At 37.5% G+C, this 15724-nt stretch carries 20 protein-coding genes; 8 read left to right on the top strand and 12 right to left on the bottom strand.

Annotation, left to right across the window (positions count from 1 at the left end):
* Positions 1-252: 252 nt before the first annotated feature.
* Positions 253-423 (bottom strand): hypothetical protein, encoded by a 171-nt coding sequence (locus tag ACOZBY_RS04795; RefSeq protein WP_012292701.1) that lies wholly within the window; start codon positions 421-423, stop codon positions 253-255.
* Positions 424-671: 248 nt separating this feature from the next.
* On the opposite strand from ACOZBY_RS04795, the gene ACOZBY_RS04800 reads away from it, so the two are divergent.
* Positions 672-1097 (top strand): cell wall hydrolase, encoded by a 426-nt coding sequence (locus ACOZBY_RS04800; protein WP_012292700.1) that lies wholly within the window; start codon positions 672-674, stop codon positions 1095-1097.
* A gap of 22 nt (positions 1098-1119) precedes the next feature.
* Positions 1120-1455 (top strand): spore coat protein GerQ, encoded by a 336-nt coding sequence (gene gerQ, locus ACOZBY_RS04805; RefSeq protein ID WP_008176019.1) that lies wholly within the window; start codon positions 1120-1122, stop codon positions 1453-1455.
* 75 nt (positions 1456-1530) lie between these two features.
* Here the strand turns inward: gerQ and ACOZBY_RS04810 are convergent, their stop codons facing one another.
* From ACOZBY_RS04810 to ACOZBY_RS04830, 5 genes are all read right to left on the bottom strand, one after another.
* The gene (locus ACOZBY_RS04810; RefSeq protein WP_031418450.1) at positions 1531-2703 is read right to left on the bottom strand and encodes a M20 family metallopeptidase; all 1173 of its coding nucleotides are present in this window, start codon (positions 2701-2703) and stop codon (positions 1531-1533) included.
* A gap of 155 nt (positions 2704-2858) precedes the next feature.
* Positions 2859-3239: a DUF423 domain-containing protein gene (locus ACOZBY_RS04815; protein ID WP_012292698.1), complete on the bottom strand. Its 381-nt coding sequence runs from the start codon at positions 3237-3239 to the stop codon at positions 2859-2861.
* 27 nt (positions 3240-3266) lie between these two features.
* Positions 3267-3536 (bottom strand): YwdI family protein, encoded by a 270-nt coding sequence (locus ACOZBY_RS04820; RefSeq protein WP_012292697.1) that lies wholly within the window; start codon positions 3534-3536, stop codon positions 3267-3269.
* Complete coding sequence (locus ACOZBY_RS04825) at positions 3536-3712, bottom strand: hypothetical protein (RefSeq protein ID WP_012292696.1); 177 nt, start codon at positions 3710-3712, stop codon at positions 3536-3538. The genes ACOZBY_RS04820 and ACOZBY_RS04825 overlap by 1 nt, the downstream gene beginning before the upstream one ends.
* Positions 3713-3787: 75 nt before the next feature.
* The gene (locus tag ACOZBY_RS04830; protein ID WP_031418449.1) at positions 3788-4465 is read right to left on the bottom strand and encodes a uracil-DNA glycosylase; all 678 of its coding nucleotides are present in this window, start codon (positions 4463-4465) and stop codon (positions 3788-3790) included.
* A 174-nt stretch (positions 4466-4639) separates the two neighbouring features.
* Here ACOZBY_RS04830 and thiD point away from each other — a divergent pair, with 174 nt between their 5' ends.
* From thiD to bshB2, 4 genes are all read left to right on the top strand, one after another.
* Positions 4640-5470 carry a bifunctional hydroxymethylpyrimidine kinase/phosphomethylpyrimidine kinase gene (thiD, locus tag ACOZBY_RS04835; RefSeq protein ID WP_422761620.1) on the top strand — a complete coding sequence of 277 codons (831 nt, stop codon included), beginning with the start codon at positions 4640-4642 and terminating at the stop codon, positions 5468-5470.
* Positions 5471-5736: 266 nt separating this feature from the next.
* Positions 5737-6018 (top strand): hypothetical protein, encoded by a 282-nt coding sequence (locus ACOZBY_RS04840; RefSeq protein WP_031418447.1) that lies wholly within the window; start codon positions 5737-5739, stop codon positions 6016-6018.
* A 537-nt stretch (positions 6019-6555) separates the two neighbouring features.
* On the top strand, positions 6556-6906 hold the full coding sequence (locus tag ACOZBY_RS04845) for a YojF family protein (protein ID WP_008176033.1): 351 nt from the start codon (positions 6556-6558) through the stop codon (positions 6904-6906).
* A 13-nt stretch (positions 6907-6919) separates the two neighbouring features.
* Entirely contained in the window at positions 6920-7609 is a 690-nt protein-coding gene (bshB2, locus tag ACOZBY_RS04850; protein ID WP_012292692.1) for a bacillithiol biosynthesis deacetylase BshB2, read from the top strand.
* 47 nt (positions 7610-7656) lie between these two features.
* On the opposite strand, the gene ACOZBY_RS04855 is transcribed toward bshB2, so the two are convergent.
* Entirely contained in the window at positions 7657-8400 is a 744-nt protein-coding gene (locus ACOZBY_RS04855) for a TerC family protein (protein WP_012292691.1), read from the bottom strand.
* 335 nt (positions 8401-8735) lie between these two features.
* Here ACOZBY_RS04855 and ilvA point away from each other — a divergent pair, with 335 nt between their 5' ends.
* Positions 8736-9998, top strand: a complete 1263-nt coding sequence (gene ilvA / locus ACOZBY_RS04860) for a threonine ammonia-lyase IlvA (RefSeq protein WP_012292690.1) — start codon at positions 8736-8738, stop codon at positions 9996-9998.
* Positions 9999-10217: 219 nt separating this feature from the next.
* Here the strand turns inward: ilvA and ACOZBY_RS04865 are convergent, their stop codons facing one another.
* The 3 genes from ACOZBY_RS04865 to ACOZBY_RS04875 all read right to left on the bottom strand — a co-directional run bounded on the left by ACOZBY_RS04865 (position 10218) and on the right by ACOZBY_RS04875 (position 13137).
* Positions 10218-11012: an ABC transporter ATP-binding protein gene (locus tag ACOZBY_RS04865; protein ID WP_031418445.1), complete on the bottom strand. Its 795-nt coding sequence runs from the start codon at positions 11010-11012 to the stop codon at positions 10218-10220.
* Positions 11005-12033, bottom strand: coding sequence for an ABC transporter permease (locus ACOZBY_RS04870; RefSeq protein ID WP_012292688.1), 1029 nt, complete (start codon positions 12031-12033; stop codon positions 11005-11007). The genes ACOZBY_RS04865 and ACOZBY_RS04870 overlap by 8 nt, the downstream gene beginning before the upstream one ends.
* Before the next feature lie 81 nt (positions 12034-12114).
* Positions 12115-13137: an ABC transporter substrate-binding protein gene (locus tag ACOZBY_RS04875; RefSeq protein ID WP_031418444.1), complete on the bottom strand. Its 1023-nt coding sequence runs from the start codon at positions 13135-13137 to the stop codon at positions 12115-12117.
* 787 nt (positions 13138-13924) lie between these two features.
* On the opposite strand from ACOZBY_RS04875, the gene ACOZBY_RS04880 reads away from it, so the two are divergent.
* Positions 13925-14620, top strand: a complete 696-nt coding sequence (locus ACOZBY_RS04880) for an N-acetylmuramoyl-L-alanine amidase (protein WP_422761622.1) — start codon at positions 13925-13927, stop codon at positions 14618-14620.
* Positions 14621-14695: 75 nt separating this feature from the next.
* Here ACOZBY_RS04880 and ACOZBY_RS04885 read toward each other — a convergent pair whose 3' ends face one another.
* Both ACOZBY_RS04885 and ACOZBY_RS04890 read right to left on the bottom strand, forming a co-directional pair.
* A complete protein-coding gene (locus tag ACOZBY_RS04885; RefSeq protein ID WP_036166835.1) occupies positions 14696-15280 on the bottom strand; it encodes a hypothetical protein in 585 nt (194 codons plus the stop codon).
* Entirely contained in the window at positions 15249-15659 is a 411-nt protein-coding gene (locus ACOZBY_RS04890; RefSeq protein ID WP_375827930.1) for a toxin C-terminal domain-containing protein, read from the bottom strand. Before ACOZBY_RS04890 ends, ACOZBY_RS04885 begins: the two co-directional genes overlap by 32 nt.
* Positions 15660-15724: the final 65 nt, after the last annotated feature.

Below are 15724 nucleotides of genomic sequence, written 5' to 3' on the forward strand. Positions count from 1 at the left end.
AAAACCAAATACCAATTATAGGGTTGATGGTAGTATTCTGCTATCCCGACTGCCATAAAGGCACTAATAATTATTGCTACAAACATACTAAAAATACGCATTGTAACGCTCCTTCATGAATGCAAAAATAAATTCAACATTAGTATGTCTCGGAACAACGTTACTATACGGGCCAAGCTAAATTAGCTATAAAAATAAGAAAATGTCACCCCTCTGCGATGACACTTCCTTAATCCATGAATTTATTTTTTCTTAAGAGCTTTCATCCTTTACTTTTAAAATTAAGATGACCATTTGTATAAAAAAACCTGTCACAATAATTAAAATAAATAGATACCAATGGAGCGGCTGTCCATAAAACGCTCCTAGTAAAAAGGCTAGGACCGCGCTTAGTAATATACCAAACCATACCCCAATTTCCATAAATAGAATCACCTCACATGTATGGACTACACATGCAATTTACTGATTTCCTATTCCCCTATTTATATCTTTTTCTATTTACCCAATTTTTCATAAAAAGTATCTAACATGAATGGCTTTCAGATTATTTTTTACGGACTTGTCGTTATTACTACTGTATGCATAGTACCTTTGTTGTGTGAATTTCTTTCTTCAGAAAATTGAACATGTCTACAATACCATCATGCATATACTGACAGCGAGGAGGTATGAAAATCGCTGTTATTAAGACGAATGATGCCCAGACAGCCCTGCTAGCAAGGCTTATGCGTGCCGAGGCAGAAGGCGAAGGTGAGTTAGGCATGCTGATGGTTGGGAATGTTGGCGTTAATCGTGTAAGGGGGGATTGTTTAGATTTTGGTAATATTCGAACAATTGAACAGATGGTTTATCAACGTCCAGGTGGCTTTGAAGCAACTCAAAAAAGTTATTTTTATCAACGAGCACGTGATCAAGATATCCGGTTAGCCAAAAGAGTAATTCAAGGTGAGAGATTCCATCCAGCTAACCGTTCCTTGTGGTTTTTCATGCCTGCGGGTGATTGTCCTGCACAATGGTATGGCCAATGGAATACAGGCAGATACAAATCTCATTGCTTCTTCTCGCCAACTGAAGAAGATTGTCCTCAAATTTAAAAAGAAAGTAGGTTGATTATTGATGATGCCTTATTATTGGACACCAACAACGCAACAACAAATGACTCCTCCTCCAGTCACAATCCCGACCGGACGACCACCTGGCCGTGAAGAGTCCTATATAGAAAATATTTTACGGTTGAATCGCGGAAAACCAGCTACCTTCCATTTTTCTTTTGAGCATGCAGTGGAACAAGGAAAAAACACAAAAACTGTACGTGGTGTGGTAGAAGCTGCTGGACGAGATCATGTTATCATTCGTGAACTTAAATCCAATCACCGCTTCTTATTCCCAATGATTTACTTTGATTTTGCTGAATATGATGAAGAAATGGCCTATTTTAACCAAAATCCATAAGAGCAATCATGTGTCTTAAAAATCCGCAATACTCTCACTGACAACCGTCGATGAGAGTATGCGGATTTTTATTTTTTAATCTTTTAAATATTCCAATGTAGCTTTACCTAAAGTTTTAGCAGCTATAAGCATTGCGCGTTCGTCAAAATCAAAGCGTGCGTGATGATGTGGATAAGCCGTTTCCCATTCTGGACTTTTCGCACCTGTGAAGAAGAATGTACCAGGTACTTTTTCTAAATAATAAGCAAAATCCTCTCCAACCATAAATGGTGGACAAGTTTTCACTTGCTCTACGCCTGGGACAGTTGACGCTAGCTGTGCCACAAACTCAGTTTCCTTCTGATGATTATAAACAGGTGGATAACCCCTAGTATAACGATATTCATAACTTGCACCAAAGGCTAGACAAGTAGCGTTTAGAACTGCTTCTAGTTCCTGCTCCATCTGTGTACGCACATCTTCCTCAAAGGTGCGAATTGTTCCTGCCAATTTAACACGATCAGCAATAACATTAAACGGATTAATCGCCTCGAAATGACCAATTGTTAAAACAGCTGACTTTAATGGATCAATACGTCGCGAGATAAGTTGTTGTGCGCTGATTACAAACTGTGAAGCAAGAGTAACCGCATCAATGGAGTGATGTGGTTCGGCACCATGTCCACCCTTCCCTTGAATGGCAATTTCTACTTTGTCCGCAGCTGCCATAATAGCGCCATCTTTCACTAAAATTTCCCCTATTGGAGTGGGAGCCCATAGATGAGTACCAAAAATAACATCTACACCATCTAAGCACCCATCCTCTATCATCGGCTTTGCCCCACCTGGCGCCACCTCTTCAGCGTGCTGATGAATAAATATAATATTGCCTGTAATTTCAGATTTCATATGATTGAGTGCTTTAGCTAATCCTAGTAATGTTGCTGTATGACCATCATGTCCACAAGCATGCATTTTACCAGCAACCTTTGATTTAAAGGGTATATCATTTTCTTCTTGGATCGCTAATGCATCAAAATCAGCGCGTAACGCCACAGTTTTTCCTGGCCTTGCACCGCGTAGCAGCGCTACTACACCTCTTCCACCTACCCCTTCACGTACCTCATGACCCAATTTTTTATGATAGGCAGCTATATAGGCTGGTGTCTCCACTTCTTCAAAGGATAGTTCAGGATACTCGTGCAAATGACGACGAATCCCTACCATTTCTTCATAATTTTCATCTAATAATGTAAATAGCTTTTCCATCCTACACAACCTCTCTTTTTGTATTTTCGAAATATTGCAAGTAATAGTAGTAGTGTACTATAAATTCTTACAAAAAGAATAGGATTTAAATCGTATTCTTACAAAATAAAGAAAAAACTCTCCTACAAATCATGTAAGAGAGTCATAATTTAAAATTAACGAGCATGTTTTAAAGCCGATAAAATAATAAGTATCCACCCAATTAAAAATAGAACACCACCGATTGGTGTAATTGCGCCCAATACTTTTATACCACTAATCGCTAGTACATATAAGCTACCTGAAAAGAAGACAATCCCAAGGTTAAAGAAAATTCCTGCCAAATTTAATTGCTTCACTTCACCAAATAATTTGGAACTCATTAATAATCCGATTACCAACAAACCAGTAGCATGGAACATTTGATATTGAACAGCCGTCTCCCAAATCCCTCGACTATAATCATCTAAAATTTCTTTTAAAGCATGTGCACCAAAGGCACCAAAGGCTACTGCTAATAGGCCGTGAAGAGCCCCTGTCACGATAAATTTTTTCATTGCTCGTTACCCTACCTTTAATATTGTTTAAAAATCAAAAATTGAATCACCATTTGCTCCATCTTCTTCAACTTTGGATGTAGATAAACTTGGTAGCTTCATCTCTGATCCAAGCATTTGTGGTAAATGCTTAGAAGGTGGCGTGATAGATGGCGTATTACCAGGAGAATCTAACACCACATCACATAATGCACGAATGGCTGTAAGAGCTTCGCGGATCTGCTGATCATTCCCTGCATTTTTTGCACCAGATAATTGTTTTTCAAGTTGTTGTATAACGGCTTGATAAGGAATCATTACATTCTCCCACTTTCTACTTTTGGTACAAATTTTAAACATTCCATACCTGAGGATTGTTTCACGACAACGGATGGAATTTGCTTTGTTTTAAAGCCATATGCGACACAGGCACGTGGAGTTTGAGGGTCCCAGGTTACTTTAAAAAATTGACATTGAAAACAATTCGCCTTCATCGTTGTCCCTCTCTTTCTTCTATTCTAACTGTATCACGATTTATGTAGTGTATAAAGTAAACGATTTGTGCCAATCTATGCTAAACACCAATCTATTGGTCGTTTATCCCATTCCACTAATTGTTGGTTAATCTTTGAATAAGGTTTACTACCAAAAAATCCTCGATAAGCACTTAACGGGCTAGGATGTGGTGCTTCTAATATGACATGGGGCGTTGCATGTTTACAAATTAATTGTTTTTTTCGCTGCGCTGGTTTACCCCATAGTACAAAAATAAGTGGCTCCTCTCTTGCGGCTAGTTTATCGATAACCGCATCAGTGAACTGCTCCCAGCCTTGATCTTTATGGGAATTCGCCTGTCCTGCTCGTACAGTAAGCACTGTATTCAAAAGCATGACACCTTGTTCTGCCCACTTCGTCAAGGTCCCATCTTGAGGAATAGGACAGCCTAGATCATCTTGTAGTTCTTGTAACATATTTCGTAAGCTAGGGGGATGCGGGATACCTGGCTTGACTGAAAAGCTTAAGCCATGTGCTTGATTAGGACCATGGTATGGGTCTTGTCCTAAAATAATGACCTTCACATCTTGATAAGCTGTTGTATAAAATGCATTCATCACATCCTGCATGGGCGGATAAATAGTTTGCGTTGAATATTCATTAGCAATAAATTGACGTAGCGCATGATAGTATGGTTTTTCTAACTCGTCTGCAAGTATTTCTTGCCAATCATTCGGGAATACTTGTTTCATTGTCCTTTAAGCCCCTTTCTTTTCTTACAACGGTACAAAAAACCAACCTTGAATTCAAGCCTCAGTTCAAACTGACCATTTAAAATTATCTAATTCTGACTATTTTTATAGAATCAGAATAAGACTATACTAAATGGTAATTTTAACACTCTCAACAATAAAGGAGATCTTTTCATGACTCTAAAAAAAACATTAACAATTGCTGGTTCAGATACATCCGGTGGCGCAGGTATGCAAGCCGATCTTAAAACATTTCAAGAGCACGGTACGTACGGTATGGTGGCATTAACAGTTGTTGTAACAATGGACCCGAATGGTTGGACACACAATGTTACACCATTACCAACTGAACTTTTACAAAAACAAATCGATACTGCTCTTTCAACAGGAATTGATGCTATCAAAACTGGCATGCTATCTACGGAAGAAATTATTCTTCTAGCTGGAGAAGCTGTTGCAACATCAGGTACTACAAATGTTGTCATTGATCCCGTTATGATTTGTAAAGGTGACGATGAAGTTCTAAATCCTGGCAATACAGATGCAATGATACAACATCTTTTACCATTAGCAGCAGTCACAACTCCAAATCTTTTTGAAGCTGGTCAATTGGCTGGTACAGGTACTCCCAAAACGATTGATGAAATGAAAACAGCCGCACGAAAAATCCATGAACTAGGAGCTAAAGCTGTAGTCATTAAAGGTGGGAAAGCATTAGCCACTGAAAAAGCAACAGATCTATTCTTCGATGGACAAACATTCTATTTATTAGAATCTGAAAAAGTCGCTTCTACAAATAACCATGGGGCAGGCTGTACTTTTGCTGCTTCTGTTACTGCAAATCTGGCAAATGGACGGTCTGTTATGGATTCTGTTATTGAAGCAAAAGAGTTTGTATCCGCAGCCATTGCACATGGTTGGGCTCTTAACGATTACGTTGGTCCTGTCATGCATGGTGCAAAATCCCGCTTTGGTGCTCCACAAGTAACAGTGACTGAAATATAACCATGTGAACGGGATGTCTCAAAGATAGAGACATCCCTTTTTACACAAGGGAGGTTTCTAAGTCACCTCAGCCATACTCACATCCAGTATCTCGCTGAAAATATTACCTAACACTATGAGAAAAAAACGTAATTATTTAAATACTACTACTACAAAACAAATAATGCGTTATTTTCTAGAGTTTTTGCTGACTAAAGATAAAAAATCGGACAAGATACGTTAGGACTTCATCCCCCATATATTAGCTTTAGATGGGAGGGAAAAAAATGAAAAAACATAAGGCAGAGAACTTAACTGAAGAATCAGGTTTATTAGCTGGAGAAATAACCTCTTCAAAAGTAGAAGTACTAGCTTCCATTGTCTTAACACTCGGCTACTCATTGTCCACCCTCGCCACAATAATGGCACTTCAGGAGGAAGAAGAACTAGCACAAGAAAAAAAGACCGAAAATCAAGATCAAAATCTATATATGAGACAAATGTTTAAACAGTTGCAAAATGTCAATAATCGTTTAGAAACGATCGAAAGAAAGCTTAATCGGTTCTAACCAATACATAGCCTATCCGTAATTTTAATAAAAAACCGCGAATCTCCGTCATAAAGAGAAACGCGGTTTTTTATTATACTATGATAATGAGCTTCATTCTTCTCCCTATTCTACAGCACAATCTGAGATGCTGAAGGAACGTCATCTATTGTACCAAGATAGAATTCGTTTTTACCTAGTTTTGCCATCCTTTAGCATTTTGTGCTGTCTACACACGATTTAGGAAGAAGCTATGGTTGCAATATCTTTCAGGTGTGAAACCGTATACAAAACGACACATTTTGTACATATTTTTTCACACTCCTTATATTGATACATTACAATAATTTTTTCAAGAATATTGCTTGGAAACTTGTCATAGATTAATAGTTAATGATTCATCTTGCCCTGATTTAGAATTAGATTAATCTAGATGAAATTATGTGGGAGGGATGTAAGTTACACAAATCATTAATTTGTACGTATGAAGCAATCAATTTCCCTTTGCTAATTTTTTTTACTATACTTAAAGGAGAAATGATCGAGAGGAGTGTTAAGATGCAAGAAGTACAAGTAGAGACGTTGCAAGAATTACTAAATTCTTTTGCCAACAAAGACGTTTATATTCATCTTGAGACGACAAACGGATCTTATGCAGCACATTATGATGAAAAGTTCTTTAATGCAGGTGCCTTTATACGCAACGCAAAAATTAATTATGAACTTGCTAAAGTTGTAGACAAGACACCTCATCGTGTTGGATTAAAATTACCTCATGGCTGGGTTTATGCACAAGGTATTACTCATTATGAATTAGATGATTTAGGCCGTTTATTAATGGCTGGATTAGATTACTCTGGAAAATTGGCGATTGCGCTTGAAATAAGTGAAACGCCATTTACTTACTAAGGGGGACGACTCTTTGAATTTACAACCACAACGTCATATTTTAATTGTGTACCCTCACCCAGATGATGAGGCTTTTTCAGTTGCTGGCACGATTGCCTACTATACAAAAAAAATGAATACACCTGTTACATATGCCTGCTTAACATTAGGTGAAATGGGCCGTAATTTAGGTAATCCTCCCTTTGCAACGCGCGAATCATTACCAGAAATACGTCGTAAAGAATTAATTGCAGCCGTTGAAGCAATGGGTATTCAAGATTTACGTATGATGGGTCTTCGTGATAAAACAATCGAATTTGAAGACGATGAGAAGATGGTGAAGCTGGTAGAAGGTTTAATTGAAGAGCTAATGCCTTCATTAATTATTACGTTCCTACCTGGTTTTGCGGTACATCCAGATCATGAAGCAACCGCACGTGCTGTCGTTGAAGCTGTACGTCGCATGCCTAAGGCTGCACGTCCGCAAGTATTTGGCTGCGCCTTCGCAAACGATACTATTGAAAAAAATGGCGAACCTCATGTGGTCTATGATATTCGCGAAATGCGAATGGATAAATTACAAGCTTTACAGGCACACGCATCACAAACTGGTTGGATGATGCAAGAAACAGAAAAACGCATTGATGATGGTGAACCGATGAGCGAGAGCTGGCTAAATGTTGAAAGATTCTACATTATTGATCCTGATAAATATGTAAAATAAATAAAAGGTTCTGTCCTCTTATGATTGGAGAACAGAGCCTCATTTTATTAGGTAGATTTTACTTTATTTACTTTATGCACGATAAACGTGATGGAAAAGGCAATCAATAAAAACAGGAAGAAAAAATAATGAGGTATATGAAGATTAACAACACTTACTAACATTTTTAACCCTATTACCCCAATAATGATGAAAGCAGTTGCTTCTAGCTCAGGTACTTTTTCGATCATAATTAAAAATACACCCGCTATTGTTCTCATCATTAAGATTCCTAACATACCTCCAATTAAAAGCACCCATACTTGATCTGAAACAGCAAAGGCAGCAAATATTGAATCAATAGAAAAAGCAATATCCATCAGCTCTACGGAAATAACTGTTGCCCAAAAGGTCCCAAAGAAACGAACCATCAAGCCTGATTTTTTTACCACCTTCACACTATCCTCATTTCCAATTTGAAGAAAATGAGCGATACAAAGCCATCCTAAATACAACGCTCCTAACACTTTAATAAACCAAAACTCTACAAGATAAACCCCTATTCCAATAAATAAAAATCTAAAAAAGTAGGCTCCTAGCATCCCATACATTAAAGCTCGTTTTCGTTGCTTATCCGGCAAATGTTTGACAAGTACTGCTAATACAAGTGCATTATCTGCTGATAGCAATCCTTCAATAATAATTAAGGAAAATATTAGTCCCCAGGATACAGGGTCCACTAATACTTCCTTCCACATTGCCCAATCAAAAAACTGACTATATGTAGATAGAATTCCTTGAATGATTTCCACTGCTTACCCTCCCACTTGTCCTAAGCTAATCTAGTATATGCTTGACCAATTTTGATATGAAAATTGTATTTTTTTGATCAAAGATATTGTGGACACCCCTCTAAAAAGAGCTCTTTTTTAAACGTGATTTGCTAGTAGGAGCACTATCATAGAAGTGATATATGACCGTGTTTGATACCTTTTTTGATATAAAAAGTATGTTGAATTAAGATAAAACGCTTACATAACAAAATGGACACGGAAAATTTAGAATTTACTAAAAATTAAGTCCAAAAAGCAAATAAAGTGTGCTATCATAGATAAATGTTTTAAACGTAAAATGGAGGATGAATACTATGGAAGTTGCTGATACTAGAACCGTGCAAGTGGAGAATGTTCTCATTGCACACCATTTTTTAAAAGACGTAGTTGTGCATACACCTCTACAAAGAAACGACTATTTATCAGAGAAATATGGTGCAAATATTTATTTTAAACGCGAGGATTTACAACATGTACGCTCATTCAAGCTTCGTGGCGCCTATTATAAAATTAAAAAAATCGAGGAAGAAGCGCGCAATGTTGGCGTTGTTTGTGCCAGCGCAGGCAACCACGCACAGGGTGTAGCTTATGCCTGTGCCCAATTAAAAATTCAAGCTAGCATTTTTATGCCTCAAACTACACCTAAGCAAAAAATAGACCAAGTGCGTATGTTTGGACGTGAGTATGTGGAAATTATTTTAGCGGGTGATACGTTCGATGACTCTGCTGAAAGCGCACTAAGCTTCTGTGAAGAACAAGGTAAAATCTTCATTCATCCATTTGACGATTTCGATGTTATTGCTGGGCAAGGAACTGTGGCGGTAGAAATCATGAATGATATGGAAGAGCCAATCGACTACGTTTTTGGCAGTATCGGTGGTGGTGGCTTAATGTCTGGTGTTTCTGCCTATATTAAAAACCTTTCTCCATCTAGCAAAATTATTGGTGTAGAGCCTGCCGGTGCTGGCAGTATGAAGGCTGCCTTTGCTGAAGGTGGCACAGTTGCTCTTGATTGGATTGACAAATTTGTCGATGGAGCTGCTGTAAAGTGTGTCGGTCATCATACTTATGATGTTTGTCGCCGTTATTTAGATGACATTATTCTTGTACCTGAAGGAAAAGTATGTACAACCATTTTAGATTTGTATAATAAGCATGCGATTATTGCTGAGCCTGCCGGTGCATTGTCAGTCGCAGCTCTTGATTTTTATAAAGAAGAAATCAAAGGAAAGTCTGTCGTAGTTATCATCAGTGGTGGGAATAACGATATTGGCCGTATGCAGGAAATTAAAGAAAAGTCTCTTATTCATGAAGGTTTACTTTACTACTTCATCGTTAGCTTCCCTCAACGGGCAGGCGCACTTCGTCAATTCCTAACTAGCGTACTCGGTCCTAATGATGATATTACTACCTTTGAATATACTAAGAAAAACAATAAAGAAAGCGGCCCTGCTCTAGTGGGTATTGAGCTCGGCGATCGATCAGATTACGAGGGATTACTAGCGAGAATGAATGAGTTTGGCTTCAAATATAAAGAAGTTAACAATGATATTCAGCTATTTGGCCTACTCGTCTAAAAGAAGGAGTCTCACTTTTAGCAAGTGAGGCTTTTTCTATGTTTAAATATTTGAGAGTCACCTCAACAGCATCTTTCTCAACCATTTATATAGATGAATGGAGCGAGGGAAGAAGCACGACCCTCACATCATTGTAAATGAAAAAACTATAGGCAAACCCAAATGTCATTGAGTTTGCCTATAGTCTTATACTCATACGAATGTATGAACGATATACCTTTATCCTAATAAAGCACGGTCCGAATTCATTTTCTCTCCACGAATGCGTTCAAATTCAGCCATTAAATCAGGTATCGTTAATTCATGTTTACGATTTTCTCCAACTTCTAAAATAATCTGACCTTTATCCATCATAATTAGACGATTCCCTAAATCTAAAGCTTGTTGCATATTATGCGTAACCATCAATGTCGTCAAATGATCTTTTTCTACTAAATACTTTGTAATGCGGGTGATTAGTTCTGCACGTGAAGGATCCAGCGCAGCTGTATGCTCATCTAACAATAATATGGATGGCTTTGTAAAAGTGGCCATTAAGAGAGACAAAGCTTGTCGTTCCCCACCTGAAAGTAACCCAACCTTTGCAGAAAGACGGTTTTCTAAATTTAATCCAAGCATCTCTAACGATTCAATAAAAAACTCACGACGTTTCTTGTCTACACCTCTTCTCAATCCTCTACTCTTATTGCGGGAGTAAGCTAGTGCCAAATTCTCCTCAATCGTCATAGCAGGTGCTGTCCCTGCCATTGGATCCTGGAAAACACGACCGATTAATTGCGAGCGCTTATACTCAGGCAAATGAGTAACATTGTTACCATCAATCGAGACCGTGCCAAAATCTGGTGTTAAGGCGCCAGAAATCATATTCATCATCGTTGATTTACCTGCCCCATTACTCCCAATAATAGTAACAAAATCACCAGGCTTTAAATGTAAGTTAATTTCTGCTAGAGCGATCTTTTCATCCGGTGTCCCTTCATTGAACACCTTATTTATACCGTGTAATTTAAGCAAGGCCTTTTCCTCCTTGCTCTACTGGTTTGACTTGTGTAAGTTCGGCAGCTCGTTTTGCCTTACGCTTTCGTTCCTTACGCTTGTTAATAAATTGAGGCAAAATCAACGCCAAAATGACAATGATAGCTGTAATTAATTTCATATCGCCAGAATCCAGGAAGTCTACACGTAATGCTAGCGCTAAAATAATACGATAAATAATAGCTCCAGCGATGACTGCAAAAGTGGTACGAATAATGGTCTTTGTACCAAAAATTGCTTCCCCGATAATAACAGATGCAAGCCCGATCACAATCATACCGATTCCCATACTTACATCAGCGAACTTTGAATATTGTGCGATTAAAGCTCCAGAAAATGCGACAAGTGCATTGGAAAGTCCTAGCCCTAGAATAATAAGTGTATCTGTATTAGCTGAGAAGCTGCGAATCATTCGTTTATTATCACCAGTAGCCCGAATAGCCAGCCCAACCTCTGTTTTTAAGAACCAATCTGCTCCTATTTTAATTAAAATCGTAATAATTACGATAACAATTAGTACACTCCAAGTACCTGGTACTTGCTGAATCCCCATGACTTTTAATAGGCTGTTGAGAGCATCATCAATCCCTAAATTACTCCAAAACGCTTGAAACTTTGAAAATATTGTTTCAGAGTTTAGTAATGGAATATTTGGGCGACCTATCGTATTTTCTGCAGTTAACCCCATGATCCGTAGGTTAATGGAATATAAAGCAATCATCATTAAAATCCCTGATAAAAGTGGGTTAATCTTCCCTTTTGTGTGAAGAATTCCTGTCATACATCCAGCAATAAATCCAGCAACAATTGCCACTAAAGTCGCTAAGATTGGGTGGTAGCCAAGCAAAACCATTGTTGCTGCTGTTGCCGCCCCTGTTACAAAGCTTCCATCAACCGTTAAATCCGGAAAATCTAACACCCGAAATGTTACATATACACCAAGTGCCATAATTGCATAGATGATTCCTTGCTCCACTGCGCCAAATAATGCTAAAAACATCGTTGAATCATCTCCTAAATCTCTTTATTATTCTACTGCTTGTAAATGAAGATAAAGCGGGGATGGTTCCCCCGCTTCAATCTATTTTTCTAGAAGTTCTGCACCCCAAGAATCTTTAATTTCAATTCCTAAATCATCTGCTACTTTTTTATTAATTAATAGCTTTAGATTTTGTGGAAATTGCGCTGGCGTTTCAGCAGGTGTTGCCTCACCTTTTAAAATTTTCACTGCCATTTGCCCAGCCTCATATCCGATATCGAAATATTCAAAACCATAAGCCGCCAAACCACCACGCGCTACAGAGTCAAGCTCTCCAACAATTAAAGGTAATTTATTGGCATTTGCTACATCAATAACAGACTCTAATGCAGAAACTACTGTATTATCCGTAATAATATAGAATGCATCGACCTTACCAATTAAGGATTCAGTGGCTTGCTTTACTTCCGCAGAAGTTGCTGCAGATGCCTCTTTAACCTCAAGACCTTGCTCAGCCATCACTTTTTTTACTTCTTTCACCTGTGCTACGGAGTTTTGCTCACCAGCGTTGTAGACCATACCAACGTTTTTAGCACCTAGCTCTTTTAAAAAGGCCACTGTTTTAGAAATCGTTTCAGGATGTAAATCGATAGTACCTGTAACATTTTTCCCTGGCTTCTCCATTGACTCTATGAGCTGAGCACCTACAGCATCTGTTACAGATGTGAAGATAATGGGAATATCACTTGTTGCTGTTGCCGCGGCCTGTGCAGAAGGTGTAGAGTTAGCAAATATTAAATCTACGTTTGCACTTACTAGATTGTTAGCAATCGTTGTGTTAAGACTATTATCGCCTTGTGCGATTTGTGAATCATACTCAACTTTTAAACCTGCATCTTCAATCGCCTTTTTAAAGCCTTCCGTCGCTGCATTTAGCGATGGATGCTCTACAATTTGCGTAATTCCGATTTTATATGTTTTATCATCTGCGTTCCCGCTGTCACTTGCGTTATTCGTTTCGTTTCCCTTTGATTCTGTTGAACTAGACCCACCACTACCACAAGCAGCCAGTAGTAATACTAGTCCAAAGAGTAGGAATGAAAGCTTTTTGACATTGCTCTTCACCATTAATCCCCCCGATTAAGTTCTGGAATATCTATCACACTTTATCCAAACAAAGTGTGAATGTATCGCTATATTATCGTTATTATTGAGCTCCGTCAACAACATTATGAATGTTCTGACTTTTGTATTTCACAAAAAATTTTAGTATTCCATTTAATTTGACGCTTTAAACCGCTAAACTACGCTATTTTTGTTATTCGATTCCTTTTTAAAAAATAGTAAAAAATATTTATGACAATTTTGCGAATTTAGTCATATAGATAAAAAGTCTGACATTTGACTTCTGCTAGATATGTATAATAAAATATTGACTTGTGTGAAAGCACCGTGGTTCGTAACCATCCCACGAAAAAATTGGGCTAAACTTACTTGCATTGAGTAATTTCATTAAAAATGAAAACCTAGCAATATCAACAGTTAACAACTTTTTGCACAAATTTAAGTTTGATTTAGTTGAGTTTAGTTTCTGTTTTGTTTTACACATTTTTTACACATTTAAAATTTATGACTACTCTATTTAGGGTGGTCATTTTCTTTTCCCTTTTCACTGATTTTTTGTATATAACACTTACTTTGTGAAGAATATAGAGAAAGGAAGTGAAAAAAATGAAAAACAAAATGAGGAACGAAGATTCGAGTGGAGATCCATTTGCTACTGGAGGACTCGACACTAGGAGAGATCCAACTGATTATACTTCTCCTACGCATGATAGCAGAGACGACGATTCAGTTGACCCTCCAGTTAGTACAACTGGAGGTTTTGGACCTATAAGGACGGTGGTAATAAATGATTACAGTTTCCCCAGGACATCGAGGAAAGAATACTGGAGCTATGGGATTAATCGACGAAGGAACCGAAGCAATCAACGTAGCAAAGCGTGTAACGTCTATTTTACGTGCAGTAGGTATTATTACAAATTACATTGAGGATAATGTGAGTAAATCGCAGGCAGCAAACATCAAATGGTTGATTGCACAACATAATAAATCGAGCCGAGAAATTGATGTGTCTATTCACTTTAATTCAGTTCCAGGCACACACAACAAAGGCATCGGCACAGAGACACTTATTTATAGTGGGAAAAATATTGATACAGCTACAGCTATTACAGATGCGATTAGTAATGCGAGTGGATTGCAGAATCGTGGGGTGAAAATTCGTACTGATTTAGGATTGCTAAAAGGTACGAATAAACCTTGTTACTTGATTGAAGTATGCTTTGTAAATGATAGCGTAGATGTTGCAATGTACAAGCGAGACTTTGAGAAGATATGCCAAGCGATTGCAGGACAACTAGCAAAAGCGGTCGGTAAAATGCTGAAGCCTTCCACATCATCAACTGTGGAGGACAAAGGACGTAATTTAATTCGTAAAGCAGTAGCGGATGGTACATTTACATCGCCACATACTGATGTTGATAATTATTCAACAGAGAAAATATTGGAGTATGCATTGATTTATATTGAACGTAACGTTAAATAAAAATCAAAGCCCGTCATTAATGTTCAAATCACAGTGATGACGGGCTTTTTGCGTTTACATATTTAATTACTGAAGTTAGCTTAAAGGTTCATCATAAAAAGTATCAAAAATACCTTTATAATTCATTTTTAGGTTTTTAATATTTATAGGATCTGTAGAAAGTATATTAATTACGTCCCCACTCGCTCCGAAATGAACTAAATACTTACTCGTGACAATAAAAAATACAGCATTAGAGGCACACTTATTTTTGTTGAGAAGCGCATCTATTGTATATAAAATGGTGTCATTTACTGCTACATCTTTTATTAATGCAATCTTACCAAAGCCTTCATAAAGATCAAACTCTTCACTTGTAAGTTTATATTCTTTCCAATTAACTAAGCGTATACGCTTGGATAAGTTATTAGAGATGTATTTCTTTTTATTATCGTATTCTAAAGAAATGAATAGATCAACAGTGGGATCATCCAGTGTGAGGTCATTAATAAACTTTCGAATCCCATCCACTCGAACTTCTTTAAAATAATCCGTTAAGAATCGAACACGGTTTTCCATTGACGCATTAAAATACATTGAAGAACTCCACGGTTCAGTAATGGGAACCCCAGACTTAGTATGAATAGATTTAGTCGCCAATCCTTGTGAGGTTTTTATCATATGTACCACTCCTAGTGTCTTTTGAACAGATAGTACTAGGTGAAGAGCCACCTTTCCAAGCTCCACCAATATGACCATCTATATCACGAGATATATATGGTGGCTTTTTACCCTTTTTTAAAATTATAGCATTCTCAACTTCTTCATCTATCTTATATTCTTCTGCTTGATATTCTTCTACTATAACACCTTCATCTGATGTTTCTAATTCTTTTATTATCTCGAGCGCTTTCAAATCATACTCACTTTGTGTGTCTACTTCCATTTGGCTAGCATTGGTAGAGTGCAGAAACTCTTCTTCATTTGCACTAGCAAAAGGAACTGAAATAGTAGTGCTGAATAAAACTAAAAGACTTAATAAAGTAAAAATTTTTTTCATTCTTAATTACCTCCGAAATTATATTTTTGTAGAATAGGATTCTATTATTACATATATAAAGGTAA

This window comes from Lysinibacillus sp. NPDC056220 (assembly GCF_049315265.1).
GTDB lineage: Bacteria > Bacillota > Bacilli > Bacillales_A > Planococcaceae > Lysinibacillus > Lysinibacillus pinottii.

Excerpts from the sequence above, each read along its gene's own strand:
- ACOZBY_RS04795 (WP_012292701.1), bottom strand. The coding sequence starts at position 423 with ATGGAAATTGGGGTATGGTTTGGTATATTACTAAGCGCGGTCCTAGCC.
- ACOZBY_RS04800 (WP_012292700.1), top strand. The coding sequence starts at position 672 with ATGAAAATCGCTGTTATTAAGACGAATGATGCCCAGACAGCCCTGCTA.
- gerQ (WP_008176019.1), top strand. The coding sequence starts at position 1,120 with ATGATGCCTTATTATTGGACACCAACAACGCAACAACAAATGACTCCT.
- ACOZBY_RS04810 (WP_031418450.1), bottom strand. The coding sequence starts at position 2,703 with ATGGAAAAGCTATTTACATTATTAGATGAAAATTATGAAGAAATGGTA.
- ACOZBY_RS04815 (WP_012292698.1), bottom strand. The coding sequence starts at position 3,239 with ATGAAAAAATTTATCGTGACAGGGGCTCTTCACGGCCTATTAGCAGTA.
- ACOZBY_RS04820 (WP_012292697.1), bottom strand. The coding sequence starts at position 3,536 with ATGATTCCTTATCAAGCCGTTATACAACAACTTGAAAAACAATTATCT.
- ACOZBY_RS04825 (WP_012292696.1), bottom strand. The coding sequence starts at position 3,712 with ATGAAGGCGAATTGTTTTCAATGTCAATTTTTTAAAGTAACCTGGGAC.
- ACOZBY_RS04830 (WP_031418449.1), bottom strand. The coding sequence starts at position 4,465 with ATGAAACAAGTATTCCCGAATGATTGGCAAGAAATACTTGCAGACGAG.
- thiD (WP_422761620.1), top strand. The coding sequence starts at position 4,640 with ATGACTCTAAAAAAAACATTAACAATTGCTGGTTCAGATACATCCGGT.
- ACOZBY_RS04840 (WP_031418447.1), top strand. The coding sequence starts at position 5,737 with ATGAAAAAACATAAGGCAGAGAACTTAACTGAAGAATCAGGTTTATTA.
- ACOZBY_RS04845 (WP_008176033.1), top strand. The coding sequence starts at position 6,556 with ATGCAAGAAGTACAAGTAGAGACGTTGCAAGAATTACTAAATTCTTTT.
- ilvA (WP_012292690.1), top strand. The coding sequence starts at position 8,736 with ATGGAAGTTGCTGATACTAGAACCGTGCAAGTGGAGAATGTTCTCATT.
- ACOZBY_RS04870 (WP_012292688.1), bottom strand. The coding sequence starts at position 12,033 with ATGTTTTTAGCATTATTTGGCGCAGTGGAGCAAGGAATCATCTATGCA.
- ACOZBY_RS04880 (WP_422761622.1), top strand. The coding sequence starts at position 13,925 with ATGATTACAGTTTCCCCAGGACATCGAGGAAAGAATACTGGAGCTATG.
- ACOZBY_RS04885 (WP_036166835.1), bottom strand. The coding sequence starts at position 15,280 with ATGATAAAAACCTCACAAGGATTGGCGACTAAATCTATTCATACTAAG.
- ACOZBY_RS04890 (WP_375827930.1), bottom strand. The coding sequence starts at position 15,659 with ATGAAAAAAATTTTTACTTTATTAAGTCTTTTAGTTTTATTCAGCACT.